The organism is Okeania hirsuta, assembly GCF_003838195.1.
In the GTDB taxonomy this organism is placed as follows: Bacteria; Cyanobacteriota; Cyanobacteriia; order Cyanobacteriales; family Microcoleaceae; genus Okeania; species Okeania hirsuta.
Window position 1 is genome coordinate 1 of record NZ_RCBY01000173.1, and the last position, 15,700, is coordinate 15,700.

Annotated in this window: 14 protein-coding genes; 6 read left to right on the plus strand and 8 right to left on the minus strand. The window is 33.6% G+C overall.

The window, feature by feature from the left end; all coding sequences use genetic code 11:
- Positions 1-115 precede the first annotated feature (115 nt).
- The 5 genes from hpsE to D5R40_RS23160 all read left to right on the plus strand — a co-directional run bounded on the left by hpsE (position 116) and on the right by D5R40_RS23160 (position 6,212).
- Complete coding sequence (hpsE, locus tag D5R40_RS23140; protein WP_124146004.1) at positions 116-1,078, plus strand: hormogonium polysaccharide biosynthesis glycosyltransferase HpsE; 963 nt, start codon at positions 116-118, stop codon at positions 1,076-1,078.
- A gap of 19 nt (positions 1,079-1,097) precedes the next feature.
- Positions 1,098-2,162, plus strand: a complete 1,065-nt coding sequence (locus tag D5R40_RS23145; protein ID WP_124155277.1) for a polysaccharide pyruvyl transferase family protein — start codon at positions 1,098-1,100, stop codon at positions 2,160-2,162.
- Positions 2,163-2,415: 253 nt separating this feature from the next.
- Entirely contained in the window at positions 2,416-4,212 is a 1,797-nt protein-coding gene (locus D5R40_RS23150; RefSeq protein WP_124155278.1) for an asparagine synthase-related protein, read from the plus strand.
- A 16-nt stretch (positions 4,213-4,228) separates the two neighbouring features.
- Complete coding sequence (locus D5R40_RS23155; protein ID WP_124146007.1) at positions 4,229-5,428, plus strand: hypothetical protein; 1,200 nt, start codon at positions 4,229-4,231, stop codon at positions 5,426-5,428.
- Positions 5,429-5,459: 31 nt separating this feature from the next.
- Positions 5,460-6,212: a class I SAM-dependent methyltransferase gene (locus D5R40_RS23160; RefSeq protein WP_124155279.1), complete on the plus strand. Its 753-nt coding sequence runs from the start codon at positions 5,460-5,462 to the stop codon at positions 6,210-6,212.
- A 234-nt stretch (positions 6,213-6,446) separates the two neighbouring features.
- Here the strand turns inward: D5R40_RS23160 and D5R40_RS23165 are convergent, their stop codons facing one another.
- The 3 genes from D5R40_RS23165 to D5R40_RS23175 all read right to left on the minus strand — a co-directional run bounded on the left by D5R40_RS23165 (position 6,447) and on the right by D5R40_RS23175 (position 8,619).
- Positions 6,447-6,782 carry a hypothetical protein gene (locus D5R40_RS23165; RefSeq protein ID WP_124146009.1) on the minus strand — a complete coding sequence of 112 codons (336 nt, stop codon included), beginning with the start codon at positions 6,780-6,782 and terminating at the stop codon, positions 6,447-6,449.
- Between the two features lie 6 nt (positions 6,783-6,788).
- Positions 6,789-6,992, minus strand: coding sequence for a hypothetical protein (locus D5R40_RS23170; protein ID WP_124146010.1), 204 nt, complete (start codon positions 6,990-6,992; stop codon positions 6,789-6,791).
- A 124-nt stretch (positions 6,993-7,116) separates the two neighbouring features.
- On the minus strand, positions 7,117-8,619 hold the full coding sequence (locus D5R40_RS23175) for a DASH family cryptochrome (protein ID WP_124146011.1): 1,503 nt from the start codon (positions 8,617-8,619) through the stop codon (positions 7,117-7,119).
- A 427-nt stretch (positions 8,620-9,046) separates the two neighbouring features.
- On the opposite strand from D5R40_RS23175, the gene D5R40_RS23180 reads away from it, so the two are divergent.
- Positions 9,047-10,150: a DUF6745 domain-containing protein gene (locus D5R40_RS23180; RefSeq protein WP_240041641.1), complete on the plus strand. Its 1,104-nt coding sequence runs from the start codon at positions 9,047-9,049 to the stop codon at positions 10,148-10,150.
- A gap of 401 nt (positions 10,151-10,551) precedes the next feature.
- Here D5R40_RS23180 and D5R40_RS23190 read toward each other — a convergent pair whose 3' ends face one another.
- The 5 genes from D5R40_RS23190 to D5R40_RS23210 all read right to left on the minus strand — a co-directional run.
- Positions 10,552-11,583, minus strand: coding sequence for a hypothetical protein (locus D5R40_RS23190; RefSeq protein WP_124155280.1), 1,032 nt, complete (start codon positions 11,581-11,583; stop codon positions 10,552-10,554).
- A 191-nt stretch (positions 11,584-11,774) separates the two neighbouring features.
- Positions 11,775-12,617, minus strand: a complete 843-nt coding sequence (locus D5R40_RS23195; RefSeq protein ID WP_124155281.1) for an alpha/beta hydrolase — start codon at positions 12,615-12,617, stop codon at positions 11,775-11,777.
- 52 nt (positions 12,618-12,669) lie between these two features.
- Positions 12,670-13,428, minus strand: a complete 759-nt coding sequence (locus tag D5R40_RS23200) for a hypothetical protein (RefSeq protein ID WP_124155282.1) — start codon at positions 13,426-13,428, stop codon at positions 12,670-12,672.
- A 319-nt stretch (positions 13,429-13,747) separates the two neighbouring features.
- Positions 13,748-14,734: a heme o synthase gene (locus tag D5R40_RS23205; RefSeq protein WP_124155283.1), complete on the minus strand. Its 987-nt coding sequence runs from the start codon at positions 14,732-14,734 to the stop codon at positions 13,748-13,750.
- Positions 14,735-15,289: 555 nt separating this feature from the next.
- A partial coding sequence (locus D5R40_RS23210) for a COX15/CtaA family protein (protein WP_511035253.1) occupies positions 15,290-15,700 on the minus strand: 411 nt, incomplete at its 5' end.

Genomic DNA, 15,700 nt, shown 5'->3' on the forward strand with positions numbered 1-15,700 from the left:
TAATAAAAATTATGGGATGTTTTCCGGATTAACATCGAACTATGGAGAATAATGAATTAAAGTCTTAATTACTTAAGACTTTAATTCCGGTAAATTAGTAAACTAAAACCCATTTATGTTCCAATTTACAATAGCTATATGTACTTATAATGGAGAAACTCGTTTAGGTGAAGTTCTAGAAAAACTCAGTCATCAATTAAATCAGCACAATATTTCTTGGGAAGTTTTGGTTGTTGATAATAATAGCCAAGATAAAACTGCTGAATGTGTGTGTCAGTACCAAACTCTTTGGGCAGGAAAAATTGAATTAAGATACACTTTTGAATCAAAACAAGGATTAGCTTTTGCTCGACAAACTGCTATTGAAAAAGCACGAGGTAAATTAGTAGGATTTATTGATGATGATAATTTTCCTCAAAAAGATTGGTTAGAAAAAGCTTATTTATTTGCTGAAAGTCATCCTCAAGTAGGAGCATTTGGTGGTCAAATTGAGGGAGCTTTTCAAAAAGAACTGCCAAAAGATTTTGATAAAATAGCGAGTTTTTTAGCAGTAATTGACCGTGGAAAACAAGCTTTGATTTATCCACCAGAAAAACGAATTCTCCCTCCTGGAGCGGGACTAGTTGTTCTTCGTCAAGCTTGGTTAGACTGTGTTCCGAAAAAATTATTTCTCGCAGGTAGAACTGGTAACTCTATGTTAGCCAGCGAAGATTTAGAAGCTTTATCCTATATCCAACGTGGCGGTTGGGAAATTTGGCATAATCCTCAGATGGTAATTACACATAAAATACCTCCATATCGCTTAGAAAAAAAATATTTACTTTCTCTAGTACGGGGTGTTGGTTTAGCAAGACATCATATCAGAATGATTCGTATAAGTAGTTGGCAAAGACCCTTGGTTGTGCCTATTTATATTGCTAATGATTTTAGGAAAATTTTATTGTATTATTTACAGCACAGAAAACATTGTAAAACAGAACTTAGTTTAGCTTGCGAGATAGAATTTTTATGGAGTACTTTATTCAGCCCTTTTTATCTGTGCAGAAAACAGCTATATGACTATTTTAGACAAACTTAAATAAATTTTAGATAATACTATGACAACCCCTGAAGATATCAAAGAAAAGTTGTATTATTCTCTAGCAAATCTAGAAAAATATGAAAAATGTGCTTTACTAGATTATCCTGATTATTTGAATTTAGGAGACCATCTAATTTGGTTAGGTTCCGTTCTTTATCTAACTGAAGTTAATCACACAAAAATTGGATATGCTGCCAGTGTGAAAAATTTTTCTGCTAGAGAAATGGAAGAAAAAATTGGTCAAGCTCCTATCTTTCTTAATGGTGGTGGAAATTTAGGGGATTTGTGGGGAGAATGTCAAAGATTTCGAGAGAAAATTATTACTCAATATCAAGACCGCCCTATAATAATTTTTCCCCAAAGTATTTACTTTAAAAACTTAGAAAATCTCAAAAAAACAGCAAATATTTTTAATAGTCACCCTGCTCTAACGATTTTTGTTAGAGATAGTCTAAGTTATAAACTAGCTAGTGAATATTTTACTAAATGCCAAATTTTTATGGCTCCTGATATGGCTTTTCAAATGGTTAATAGTCTGAACAGAGAGCAACAACAAAATTACAACAATTCTATACTGTATCTATGTCGAGATGACCGTGAATTGAATCAAACTTTTGCTCCTAGTCAGCTCGGATTATCTAATTTAGTCATTGCAGATTGGGTTTCTTACAAATGGGTTTTAGGAGTTGAAAAAACTAAGTTGCTGAGATGGGTAGCAACTCTATTTAGAGAAGGATGGCAAAGAGGTTTAGCTACTCCCCAAGAATGGTTTACTAGGCAACAATGGCTAGCTTCTCATCCCTATACACTCAAGTTTCAGAATTTACAATACTCTAGTTTACACAGTCGGTCGTGGCACTTTATTCATAGTGCAATCTATCAATTGCAACGCCATAAATTAATAATTACCAATCGTTTACACGGTCATATTTTATGTATTTTACTCAATAAACCTCACATATTTTTGCCCAATGCTTATCATAAAAATGAATTATTTTATCAAACCTGGACATCGAAAATTTCCTTTTGTAAATTTGTCAAAGACTTAGATAAAATTAGTAAGTCAGTATCTGAATTATGAGTTAATTAGAATATGAGTTAATTAAAATTTTCTCCTAACTCAGTTGTTCAATAAATAGGTAGGCATTAAAATTTATAGTTAGAGTCAGGCAGGGAATAGAGGGCATAAAGTAGAAGTGAAAATGCTTATAAACTACTTTAGTTTTTATTACATACTTGATATTTTTTTCGTGATCAATAAAATCACTTTTTAACAGCTCAGATATAATTAGTTATATAATTAAATATAAAAATAGGAAAAAAATCAATAAATTATGGCTAATCTAATAATTATTGTCGATTCAGATCCAGAACGCAGAACAAATTTTATTAACAAAGTTAAGCCATTATTACCACCCTTCACAGGATTAGTAACTAACTCTTGTACGACAGGAAATTTTGCCAGTATTTGGGCGGCTAATTCTCAAGCTCCTATCAGTCATTGTACTAATAATAATGGCGCTGCGGTAGTGTGGGGACACGCCATAACCCACAATTCAACCGAGCAGATTAATGCAGAATCTTTGCAACAAAAATGGCAACCTGGCAAGATTAATAATGCTTTTCCTACCTTTGATGGTTTTTATGCTGCTGTAGTTTACAATCCCGAACATGGACTAATAGTTGGAGCAGATTTATTAGGTTTTTTTCCTCTTTATTATTACACCGATGAAAATGTTATCCTGATTGGCTCAAGTCCAGAACTTTTTAGGTATTATCCTAACTTTAATCCTCAATTTAATCCACAAGGTTTAGTAGGATTATTGCTGGTTGGGGGTATGGTTAACGAACAAACCCTTTGGTCAAATGCTAAACGTTTAGGTGCAGGAAATATACTGCAATGGAAACCTCAAACTGTGGGTAAAGAATTGCAACAATATCGCCTTCCTTGCTCTAGTGACAATACTCCTTATTCCTATCTTTCATTTGCAGAACATTTAGACATTTTAGATGAAGCAATTGACCAAGCGATCGCCCGCCACGCATCCACAAGCAAAAAACATAACTTTTTGTTGTCAGGAGGGTTAGACTCACGGATGTTAGCCGGATTTCTCCACCGTCAAGGCATTGATCCAGTGGCCTTTACCTTAGGAAAACAGGGCGATATAGAACTAGAATGCGCCACTGCTGTAGCTCGTCACCTAAATTGGGAACATCGAGTAGTTTCAACTCCTATGAATAAGTATCCTTTTTATGCTAACTTTGTAGCCAATTGGGAACACCTAGCTGGAGGTTTTGGTGGTATCAGTGGAATGGTTTCTGATGCTCATTCCTACCTAAAATTTTCACCATACCCAATTGTTAATGGTTTTGCAATGGATCTAGTTATTGGTGGCTTGAGCAATTCTTCTGTTTCTTTTCAATCAATCTTTAACAAATCTAATTGTGGGAGACTTTCACCAGAAGTATTAAGTAAATTAGTTAATCAAGATATATTTGGCGATCTAGTCTCAGATACTATCACTATTCTCCAAGAAAATTACAAAGCATACTCAGATTTAGAGTGGCAACAAGCATGGTGTTTTAGCCTTTATCATGGTAATCGATTTGTGATGGGTACAATGGCTTGGGAAATTTCCTTTGGGGCATGGCCGATAGTAGCAATATTAGATAGAAAACTATTAGAAACTGCTGTTGTATTACCCCCTTCAACAATGAATAAAAGACGGGCACAAAAAGCATTAGTCTGTACCAGATTTCCACAACTAGCACAATTACCATTAGATCATAATTCTTGGAATATGGAACCTCTTAAACCTCGCCCAATTCGTCGGCAGTTAAATTTATTGTTCAAATTGCAACAAAAATGGCGGAGGTTACAGCTTGAATTGGGTTATGACCGACGTTATTACTATCGAATTTTTGACATTAACAATTTTGGATGGCAAGCAGTACGAAAAGAAGCAGAACCTTGTCGCTCTAAAGTAGAATATTTATTTAATATGGATGTTCTTAATAAATTATTGCCAGCTCCTGATGTTAAGTTAAAATTTAAGTCAGATTCTATTCAAGAAGCTTCTGGACTTATGGTTTTATTTTGTTTGTTGCTTTGGTCAAAAAATCACCTGTAATTCATCTGTAAATTTAATGTCTAAAACTCATCTCTGGCAAGAAGAAATAGTTGAAGCTAATGGTTTGATGACTATTAGCGTAACTATTGAAAATCCTCAACAAAATCGACAGCAACTTTGGTATCGCATCCCCAAAAATTATCGTTCTATTTTAATTTCAAGCTGTGACCCTTTTGTCATTGCTATCATTTTTCTAGCAATGAATCAAGGCACAGATTTAATGGTGCATGGAGAAGTTTCTCCCTCTTTACTGAGAAATTTAGAAGAATTCCAAATAATTTGGTCTGCTTGGAAACCAGAGCAATATAATATCATCCAAATTAACGCTGAAACTGAAAAAGAACAAGAAACAATTTTAGCAACAGAGAAAGCAATTAGTGCTTTTTCTGGAGGAGTTGATAGTTGTTTTACCGCCTTTCGCCATAGTCGAGGAAATTGTGGTAGACAAAAACGTAATCTGAAAGCTGGTTTAATGGTGCATGGTTTTGATATTCCCGTAGAGCAAGAAGAAATCTTTTCTCGTGCTGCTCAAAAGTCTCAAATTATGTTATCAAGTTTAGGCATGGAATTAATCCCCATAGCAACTAATTTTCGCAAAGTAATTAAACTTAATTGGGAAGATGTTTTTGGCACAGCGATCGCCTCTTGTTTAAACTTAGTTAAAAAAGGTTACAATACAGGCTTAATTCCTGCTTCTTATGCCTACCGAGATATTACTTTACCTTATGGCTCAAATCCCCTCACTGATCCTTTACTATCAAGTAAGTCTTTTACCATCATTTATGATGGGGGAAAATTTGGTCGCTTAGAGAAAATAAAAGAGATTTATAATTGGGATGAAGCTTTAGTAAACTTAAGAGTTTGTTGGCAAGGTGAACAAAAAGATCGTAACTGTGGACGTTGCGAAAAATGTATTCGCAATATCTTAAATTTTCGAGCTTTAGGTTATGAATTACCACCTTGTTTTCCGAAAGATGTTACAAACAAACAAATTGCTAATCTTAAGCTTAGAGGTGGATCTTTGGATTCAATGGAACACATTCTCAAACTAATTAAAATTAATCAAATTTCTGGTTTTTGGATCAAAGTTTTGCAAGCAACTGTTCTCAAAAACCGCATATTGATAAATTTAGAAAAAATGATTCCTGATTCGGGGAAAGAGAAGTTACGGCAATTAAAATTTTTGTTAAATAATAATCTAAAACATAAAAGATAATTGCATAACAAAATTTTGAGGAGAGGGTAAAATGTTTAAAAATTACAAAGATATATTTAATCAACGAGGTACTTTATACCATCAAGGAATGCTGAAGTATCCTCTAGCCAGAGCAGCAGAATTTAACAATATAATTAAATTGTCTGACTTACAAGATAATCAGATTATTTGTGATATGCCTTCAGGGGGATGCTATATTAGTAATTTTATTCAACAGAATCTGAAAATTATTTCTATAGAAACATCGAATGAGTTTATTAAAGATTCTCACAATACAGTCAACAATACTATTGTAGTTTGTGAAGATATCAGTAATATTCCACTTAACTCAAATAGTATTGATCGGATTATGAGTTTGGCTGGATTGCATCATATCGAGCATAAAGTTGACTTTTACAAAGAAGCTTACCGTTTATTAAAGACAAAGGGAATATTTTGTATTGCAGATGCTTTAAAAGATTCAAAAGTTGCTAACTTTTTAAACATTTTTGTCGATCAATATAATTCTATGGGTCATCAAGGTAATTTTTTAACAGAAAACACAAAAGATGAACTAGAATTCATTAATTTTCAAGTGGTACATAATGCTTCTATTAGTTATCATTGGTGTTTTGATTCAGTAGCTAGTATGGTAGATTACTGCCAGTTACTTTTTGGTATTGATCAAGCAAACTATAACCAGATTCTCGAAGGTATAGAAACATATTTAGGCTATTATCTAGAAAATGATAAATGTTATATGAATTGGGAACTACATTTTCTCAAATCTATTAAAGATAATTAGGTTTTTACTATTAATTTATCGCTACTTTTAATGTAAAAAATTTAATTATTAAAAATCTGTTATGTCAACCATTCTTGATCAGAATCAGCATTAATAGGAAGTTGAATTATATTCGAGGATAAATCACTTTGAATAACATCTCGATTGCGTAATTTATAAGTTGAAGAAAAAACACTATTGGGACTAAGGGTAGTGCATCAAGAAACTGTGGGAATGATCATATGAATATTGTCCCTAAATAGTTGAAACGATTATTGTAGATTTTTTCAACGCTCTAGTAAATAAATCTTCTTGTGAAATAGGAATATCTAAACCATGTATCATTAAACCAGCTAATAAATTATGTTTTTTTCTTCTATGAACATCTTGACTATGACGAAAAGCAGTAAAAAAACTATCTAAATTACCTGAAAATGCTGAAATAGCTTGTGGTTGACCTAATGGCTTTTCTAATTCTTTTTCTGTGTCTGCTTGAACCATAATTTTTGTATATTTTTGCAATGGATAGCAGCACCATGCGTCTTGAAATTCATCTAAAATTATCCAGTAAAGATTGAGAAACTTGACCATGGATAATTAATCGCAACCTTGACTCATTGCTAATAAAATTGTCGCAATCACAAAAGAATCACAGTTAGTGTTTATATCTTCTTGATATTTAAGATAAAAACGATACCAAAGATTAACTTGAGATTGATTTGACATTTCTATAGTGGTACTGACATGAACTAAATTATCGATTATTTTAGTTTCTTCTTGCCAAATATGTATTTTGGCCATTACTAAATTATAATTTGCTTTAGGAATAGAAATATTTGATATTAACAGTCAAGTCTTTGAGAAACAAAAAATTTTGTTAGACAATACAATAATAAAACTTACTTACTATATTTGAGCAAATTTATCAATACCTGTCTGCCATTGAATATTTCTGCTTCCTTATTGAGGGTTTTAATGCAGAATTATAAATTTTTTCATTCTCCTTAACAGACTGCCACAAATCAATCATTGGTTGTGGATAATTAATACCAATTTTTACACCAAACTTCTCTTGTTCAGCAGGTGATAATTTCCCAGGTTCATGTATTTTAGGAGCAGGTACTCTTGCTAATTCTGGCAACCAATGTTTAACATATTTTCCTTCGGGGTCGTAATCTTTTGCCTGTTTAGGAATATTAAAATAACGAAACCCCCGTGCATCATTTCCCACTCCAGCAGTATAATTCCAATTTCCCCAGTTACTACAAACATCATAATCTATCAATAAAGACTCAAACCATTCAGCACCCATTTGCCAATTAATTCCTAAATTTTTAGTCAGAAAACTAGCAACATTTTGTCTACCACGATTTGACATAAAACCTGTCATTAAAAGTTCGCGCATATTAGCATCTACTAAAGGAAATCCTGTTTTACCTTCTTGCCATTTTCTAAATTTTTCCCAATCTTCCTGCCAAGGAATAGCTACTCCTTGTAAACCAGATTTATAAAATACTTTATTCCCATGTTTTTGACAAATAAATCGGAAATAATCCCGCCATAATAATTCAAATATTAACCAATAAGTGGAATTATTTTTTACCCTCCGCTCTTCATATTCTTGTACCTGTTCATAAATATAACGAGGTGATAAACATCCTAAAGCTAACCAAGGAGAAAATTTAGAGGAATAATTTGCCCCTAGCATTCCATTTCTTGTTTCTTTATAAACTTTTAGACAATCTTGCTGCCAAAAGTAATTTTTTACTCTTTCTTTTCCAGCAGTTTCTCCGCCTCTAAACACTAAAACTGCTCGTGAATCTTGTGGTGGTAATTCTAGATTGAGTTTGGATAAGGTAGGTAACTCTCCCAGTTCAACTTCTGGCAAAAATGGTAATTTTTTAGGAGTTGAAAATGTAGGATTTATAGTAGATTTTTTTTCTATTTCTTTCCGAAAACTGGTAAATACTTCTGGTAATTGCTTAATTTCAAAAGGTAAATCATCAGGATGGTAAAGTGTATGACCCCAAAATGATTGAAACTTAACCCCAATTTGTTTTAATGCTTGGTGAAGTGCTATTTCTACTTGAATTTCTTCTGCTGTAACTTCTCGATGAAAAAATACAGATTTAACTTTTAATTCTTGAGCAAGTTGAGGAATTGCTATTTCTGGTTTTTGTTGACTAATTATTAAATTACTACCTAGTTTTTGTAGAGTATTACGCAAGTCAGCAATACTTTCAATTAAAAATTTTGCCCTAAATGCACCTGTTTTAGGAAAGCCAAAATTAGTCTTACCAAATTGTCTTGGATCGAAGCAATAAATAGGAATAATTTGAGCCTGAGTTTTTATTGCTTGATCGAGGGGTTCATGGTCATGGATGCGTAGGTCGTTACGATACCATAATATAATTCTGTCTTGGTTCATAAGCTTTTATAGCGCTACGCGCTAGGGAATATTGAAAAATATCCTAACTAATTCTTAAAGTATAGAATATAGCAATTATTATATTCATATGATATGTTTTTTTCTTCTTCTGTGTTCCCTGTTCCCTGTTCCCTGTTCCCTAAAAATTGAAAAATATCCTAACTAATTCTTAAAGTATAGAATATAGCAATTATTATATTCATATGATATGTTTTTTTCTTCTTCTGTGTTCCCTGTTCCCTGTTCCCTGTTCCCTAAAAATTGAAAAATATCCTAACTAATTCTTATAATGCTATAGCAATCACCGAATGAGTTGTAAGAATTGAGATGTTCCTTAAAAGTATAGAATATAGCAATTATTATATTCATATGATATGTTTTTTTCTTCTTCTGTGTTCCCTGTTCCCTGTTCCCTGTTCCCTAAAAGATGAAAAAACTGATTACTAAACTGACACCTGACCAAGAAACTCTCATTCCAGTTTATCGGAAAAAGTGGCATACAATAGCACATTCTACCCAACCTATTAATCGTCAAAAAGCTACTAAAGCGATTCAGTTAGCCTACAATTTAATGGGCGATCCAAATCCAGAGATTCTTTTTTGTGAAAGCCCCTATGCAGCTTTTGACACTCTACTTAGTGTCATTTGGCAACGATGGGAAAGCAAAGATGACTATGGTCATCGTCACATTTTCGGAGATAGATGGCAACTTTTGAGAGAACAACTAAAGTTGCAAATTACCGATAAATTATGTGAAGAAATAGATAGCAAAATTCGGGAAGATACTAACAGTTCATTAACAGAAGAGTCATTAAAACCAGAGGATCTTTGGAGTCATATTCTTTACTCTCAAATAGAAGAAAAATGGCAAGAAATAGTTTCTGATATTTCAATTAAATTGTTGTGTTTGTGGAGTTATCCTATTCCTACAGAATTATGGAGTAGTTATGTTGCTTGGATAGATTTTTGTATTTCTGTGATTAATTGTGATTATAATTCAGACGACTGGCAAGTATTAGAGTCTATTGTCAGAAACTGTGGTTGGATATATCCTTTGAGACATCTGTGTATTATTTGCGATCGCCCTAGAAAGTTATTCTTGGATGATGAATATCGCCCCCATGCGGAAGGCACACCAGCTATTGAATTTGCTGATGGTTATAGTTTATATGCTAATCATGGTGTGAGACTACCAGAAGAATATGGAATATTCTCTCCTCAAAAATGGGAGGCAAAATGGCTTTTATCTACAAAAAATGCTGAACTCAGACGAGTATTAATTCAGGAAATTGGTTATGAGAAAATTTGCCAAGATTTACAAACTTTAGAAATAGATACATGGCAAGAATATACTCTCTTAAGAATAGATGATGATGCCGATATTGAGCCAATATTAATCTTAAAAATGATTTGTCCAAGCACGGGAAATATTCATACTTTAAGGGTACCTCCTGATATAAACTCGGCGAAAGAAGCTATTAGTTGGGTAAATTGGGGAATTTATCCAGAAGAATTTTATATACAAACTTAGCAATATCATCTAATTGACATCCTCTGCGACCTGAAAGCACCCCCCCCACTCTCCTCTAGATTATGCAACGCCTGTTTTTTTAAGATATAATTCCAAGCATTTTTTGCTCTGTTGGAAGCAGATTTTTGTCGCAGTAATAATTCTGTTAATGTCTTGGCAAAAAACTTAATTGTTTTTTGTGTGGCAGCGATCGCCTTTTGGATGTTGCCTTAGCAAATTGCCATTCCCCTACAATATAAACTCTTATCTTTAACACTGAATAACACCGATGCTACGGGGTTTGATATTAGGGCTAGAGCAAAACTACGAAGCCCTATTATAACTGTTTTACCGTAAGCGTAGCTCCCCCGAAGGGGGCACATGATATAAAAATTGCACTGAGGTAAGTTGCTAACACTACATTAATTTTTTGCTGATTTATTTGATTTAAAATCAATTAAATTATTCAGAATTCCAAACCAAAAAGGCGCTCCTTGAGAAATTGCAATAATACTTATAATCCATCCTGTAATGGCTTTAATAATATGAGGAAAATTAAAGGGTGTAAACTGTTCTTTTAGTGGTTCTGAAAAATTCCATCCAATTGGCAAATTATCAATTCCATCCAAGGCCATAAAAGTCGTAGCGAATTGTTCTTGAATACAAGTTTGAAATTTGGTCTCGTCATTGACCTGCGAACATGAATTTGATTCAGAATTTGAGACTATTACTTCCGTTATTTTATTACTTAGGGTTGAGGTAATTTCGCTTTTTGATAAATTATCGATAATGTTTACTGTGTCAATATTGAACATCAAAACAACTATTACAGATAATATAATAGAAATGTATTGCCTTTTTTTATCGTAAATTTCTAAAGCATATTCTATTGACATATCATACCAAGATTGAAGTTGTTGATCTAAATATTTAAGTTGCTCTCCTTTGTCTTCAAATCTATTGATAGCTCTTTGTAGCATTGCAGAAAGGTCTCGTTTCATTTTTTCAGAAAAACGACAATCGCTGCCATTAATATCTTCAATGATTTTGGTTAATTCATACTTATTATAGAAATCTTTATCTTCATATTTTAATTCTTCTGCTACTACGGTTATTAAATCAGCAACAAATTGTTCAGCAGGTATTTGTTCTGGTCCCATAGATTTTGATAGTTTTCCTGCCTGTAATTTTCCTCCTTTTTCTTGTTGTCGCTTTGATGATAGAGATGGGTTAAGAGGCAAGTTTAAATATTTTTCATAAAATCTTTCTGTAAGAGAAAAACTCCCTTTTTGTTGTTCTTCTCCTAACAAGCCATAAATAACTTGCTTTAAGTTCTTAGCTTTTAAGTTAAAGAATAAAATAATTTTTTCCTGAATTGCAAAAATGATAAAACTAGAAGCCAAATAAATAAAAATGAGGGTGATTGCGATGTTGATGATAGTAGATAAAGTCATAATTATCTTTAAGGTATATATTGTAAAATTTGTAAGTCAATAATATAAAATTTTTATCTGGACTGTGGAGACTAAGTACTATTAAAAAGGGAATAGATAACAGTAAAGAAGGGAAAACAGCATTAAATAGTAGCTTTCCCAAAGGATTAGTAGGTACTCAAGACAGGGTTTTGTCTAATAAAAATATCAAGCTAGATTGACCTCCATGAAATTTTTCGCCATTTTAAATCTCTAGCCTCAAATGCTGGTGTTGGTCGCTGTAATTTTAGCTTTCTCGAAAAAGTTTTCAGAACTCCTAATTTTGCAGCAATCCACTCCGCTGATTCTTCTCCTTTCCAGTAATCACTATGACCGTAGGTTGTTTCTTTAGTATTAGACCAAACTCCCTTATGGGGGTTTCCTTTTAAACCTACAGCCTCATCAAATCCTTCTCCTGCTAATTTTTGACCTAGAGGAAAAGTCCATTTTAAAACATCATCTTTTTTTGAGTATAAGATACTATATTTTTCTGTAGAAGAAATACTTGGATTTAACTGTTTATCTGGTTGTACCATAGACACTGGAACAGCAGGAGCCATTAAGAAAACTTCCAATCTAAGGTTAGTATTTACTGTCTTTTTTAAAGCTTCAAGTAATAAACGACAGCCTAAAGAGTGTCCTATTAATGTAATACGAGGTTGCTCATTACTTGTGGAAATTAAATTTAATTTGTTTAAATATTTAGCAAACCTTTCTCCACAAACTTTAGCGGTATTTACTGTTTTAAAATAAGATAATATACTATCAAGTTTATTAGGTTTATCAGAAGGCCACAAAAAATAATGGATGGCTTTGTTGAGTTTTGATAATTGACTAGAGTATTTACTAAAGTTTTCTTGAAACTTTGTGTATGCTTCTTTCGCTCCTTCTTCCGAAACATTATATCCATGAACTAGAATAATTATGTCACCATAAGGTATCTCAGTTTTACCATCAACTTTTTCTTTGATTGCATATATATTTTTTCGGATGGTTATTATTTTATCTTTCTGCATTGTTGTCGTTGAGCATTTTCAGATATTGTTAATATTTAACAGCAAAATTTTTCTATTTCTTGTAAAGTATATTGACGAATAAATTACGAATTGTCGGCGCTAAAAATCCTGATATTATAGAAACAGAAATAGTCAATATAGTTTCCGCAGGATTATCTCCAACCGAAAGCGTAGTGGGAACTGTTAATAATAACTCTAAAATTACAAAACTGATCACGATTGAGAAAATATAGTCTACTTGGAACCAAAACTCAGCTAGAGTGATTTGAAGATCGTCAAGACCTATATCTGCCTGATAAAATACCTGTTCTTTTATAATAGATAAATTGCCTTGTTCCTCGTTCGATAAGTTTTGAGCATTTTGATTTTTTAATCTTTCTAAATTTTCTGGAGGTACATTGTAAGCAAATATATCTAATAAATCACCCTCTCCAGACTCCAATTGATTCCGTAAAGCATTGGCAATTTGACCACATAGCTGTTGATAGGGAAGAGAATAAAGATTTGATCCATTACCTGTCCCTATGGAACGTTGAAAAACACTAATCTTTTGTTTAATAGGAGTAAGATTTCTCCTTTTCATCCATAGTTTAATACAGTATCTTTGTAGCCAAGAACGAATACCGAAATGGTAAATAGCTTCTGTTAAGATAGCTGTTAGAATTGACTGCATCAAAATGGTACTAGCAACATACCATGTATTATTATGTAATCTCTGTATAAGAACTTTGTATTTATCAGCCTCTGAGGACTCGGAACCTGAGACTCCAACCATCAATGTCGGTAGTCCTGAATATAGTAAAGTATGCATAATCTAAATTCCTAAAGTGATAAGATATTTAGCATTTAAACAACTATATATTTAATTTTTGTTAAAAGCAACAGGTTAAGATGCAATATAAAATCTAAATGATTTTTAGCTTATACACAAGATTAGTTAATTTTTCTATAAAAGGGAAGTGTGGGAGAATAAATACCCAAAATAAAATAATAAGGTTAGTATAAAAAACAATTTAATATTATAACCTAATTCTTGGTCTTTATCAAACTACAAATTGTCAAACTAAAAGGCAGGCAAAATGCCTACCTCAAATCTGGATTTTTATTGTTTAATTACTGTTTAATGAAAACTAGGATAAAATTGCGATCGCACTACCAATAAAAGTTTGCAAATTATCTGCTACAGCAGTAGTAATTCCGCGAGTAAAAGGTAAACTGTCAATCACCATAACTAAACACAATAACATCATGTAGTAGATAGAATACTTAAACAGCGATCGCGCTACGTCTCTATTGGAAGGTTCTTTTAATAATAACCAAGCTTTCTGGATAAAGACTCCACCGAGGAGAGTTGCCAATACTGCATAAACTGCTCCACTAGCGTGCAACGGATAAACTAGCAACAACGTCATCGGAATCAAAATCAGACTGTAAACCCAAATCTGTCTTGCTGTTTCCTCATTTCCTTCAATCACAGGTAACATCGGCACACCCACTTCCTTGTATTCATCGCGAATATAGATTGCCAAAGCCCAAAAATGAGGAGGAGTCCAGATAAAGATAATCGCAAATAGTAACCAAGCTGCCCAACTCAATTCTCCTGTAACCGCAGCCCAACCTACTAATGGGGGAATAGCACCAGCAGCACCGCCAATTACAATATTTTGTACGCTATGACGTTTTAACCAGTGGGTGTAAATACCAACGTAGAAAACGATTCCAGACATTGCCAAAAGTGCTGCCAGTAAATTAGCAAAGACTGTGAGCAAAGTAAATGATGTAGCTGCTAGAGTGAATGCAAAAATTAAAGCATCGCGTGGTTTTACTCTCCCAGAAGGAATAGGACGCCAGCGAGTACGCTCCATAATATAGTCAATATCGCTGTCGTAGATGCAGTTAATAGCGTTAGCTGCACCAGAAGCTAATGCACCACCTATTAATGTCACGAATAATAGAAGTGGAGAGACTTCTCCTTTTGCTCCCAACCACATTCCGGCTGCTGTTGTAATTAGTAGCAGTAGAATAATTCTAGGTTTTGTTAGTTGATAATAGCTTTTGAATACTTGTAGGATATTATCATGGCGTCGTGGAAGATGATGAGAAATAACTTCTTGCATAGATTCTTAGTTTGTTAATTTTGTGTTTTAACTGATTTTTGTTTCCGTAGTCTAAAGTTTATGAGCAAATAAAAACGGATATTAGTACCAGTTAATTTGTGGTGTTAGTCAGTTTGAAAAATTTAGTCCGGTTGAATAGTTATACAGCATATTTCGGGCAAACGATCTACGGTGAAATTCTTGTAGTGCGGGCATCTTGCCCGCTAGTTCTGTACTCACCGATAGCTGACAGTGCTGTAAACGGACACTAAATCGAGTGAGGGCGTTAGCGGAGCTTTGCGTAACGCAAATGCCATTCGCCCCTACAGATGGCGTTTTCAAGGTAAATTTGCGTAAGTCCTGTAATCTAATAACTCACAAAAGAGGGCTATATTACTGTATCTATCTTGACAATTAACTAGCTTTTAGCATTTCCTGACGGAATGCTGCGCAAACAGCTATCAGCTTTTATAGGTCTGGGTTTAAATCCCCAGTTCTATAAACCGGAAGGTTTAGAACGAGGTTTCAATCCCTTTCTAAAAGTTTACTGCTGACTGCTGACTGCTGACTGCTTTTTTAAGCTTTTGCAAATTGTCGATCGCGTAAAGCAATAACAGTAAATGCGACTAAAGTTCCTAATAATGCTGCTCCTACAGCTTGGTGAGATACGGTCAATAACTCAATTTGCAGACGTAACCGGAAGGTCATAACCCCCAAACTAATCTGAGCTAATACTAATAAACCAGACCAGTTTGCTAACTTTCGCAGCAGCGGATGTAAGGCAGAGGTGCGCCACGCCATTACTACCAATGCTAATGTTGCTAAAGTCGGAGGAACAACACCAGCAATATGACTATTCATTATTTTACAAAGTTCCGCCACTCCAAAACATTGATGCAATGCCCACTGAGAAGCAACCAACCCACCGAGTAAACTTTGTAAATAAACTAAAATTGCAGCAGTTAATCCTACCCAAGGTAGTTTACC

Coding starts and splice junctions, on each gene's coding strand:
- D5R40_RS23195 (WP_124155281.1), bottom strand. CDS start 12,617: ATGCAGAAAGATAAAATAATAACCATCCGAAAAAATATATATGCAATC.
- D5R40_RS23160 (WP_124155279.1), top strand. CDS start 5,460: ATGTTTAAAAATTACAAAGATATATTTAATCAACGAGGTACTTTATAC.
- D5R40_RS23200 (WP_124155282.1), bottom strand. CDS start 13,428: ATGCATACTTTACTATATTCAGGACTACCGACATTGATGGTTGGAGTC.
- D5R40_RS23190 (WP_124155280.1), bottom strand. CDS start 11,583: ATGACTTTATCTACTATCATCAACATCGCAATCACCCTCATTTTTATT.
- D5R40_RS23205 (WP_124155283.1), bottom strand. CDS start 14,734: ATGCAAGAAGTTATTTCTCATCATCTTCCACGACGCCATGATAATATC.
- D5R40_RS23180 (WP_240041641.1), top strand. CDS start 9,047: ATGAAAAAACTGATTACTAAACTGACACCTGACCAAGAAACTCTCATT.
- D5R40_RS23145 (WP_124155277.1), top strand. CDS start 1,098: ATGACAACCCCTGAAGATATCAAAGAAAAGTTGTATTATTCTCTAGCA.
- D5R40_RS23150 (WP_124155278.1), top strand. CDS start 2,416: ATGGCTAATCTAATAATTATTGTCGATTCAGATCCAGAACGCAGAACA.
- D5R40_RS23165 (WP_124146009.1), bottom strand. CDS start 6,782: ATGGTCAAGTTTCTCAATCTTTACTGGATAATTTTAGATGAATTTCAA.
- D5R40_RS23175 (WP_124146011.1), bottom strand. CDS start 8,619: ATGAACCAAGACAGAATTATATTATGGTATCGTAACGACCTACGCATC.
- D5R40_RS23170 (WP_124146010.1), bottom strand. CDS start 6,992: ATGGCCAAAATACATATTTGGCAAGAAGAAACTAAAATAATCGATAAT.
- hpsE (WP_124146004.1), top strand. CDS start 116: ATGTTCCAATTTACAATAGCTATATGTACTTATAATGGAGAAACTCGT.
- D5R40_RS23155 (WP_124146007.1), top strand. CDS start 4,229: ATGTCTAAAACTCATCTCTGGCAAGAAGAAATAGTTGAAGCTAATGGT.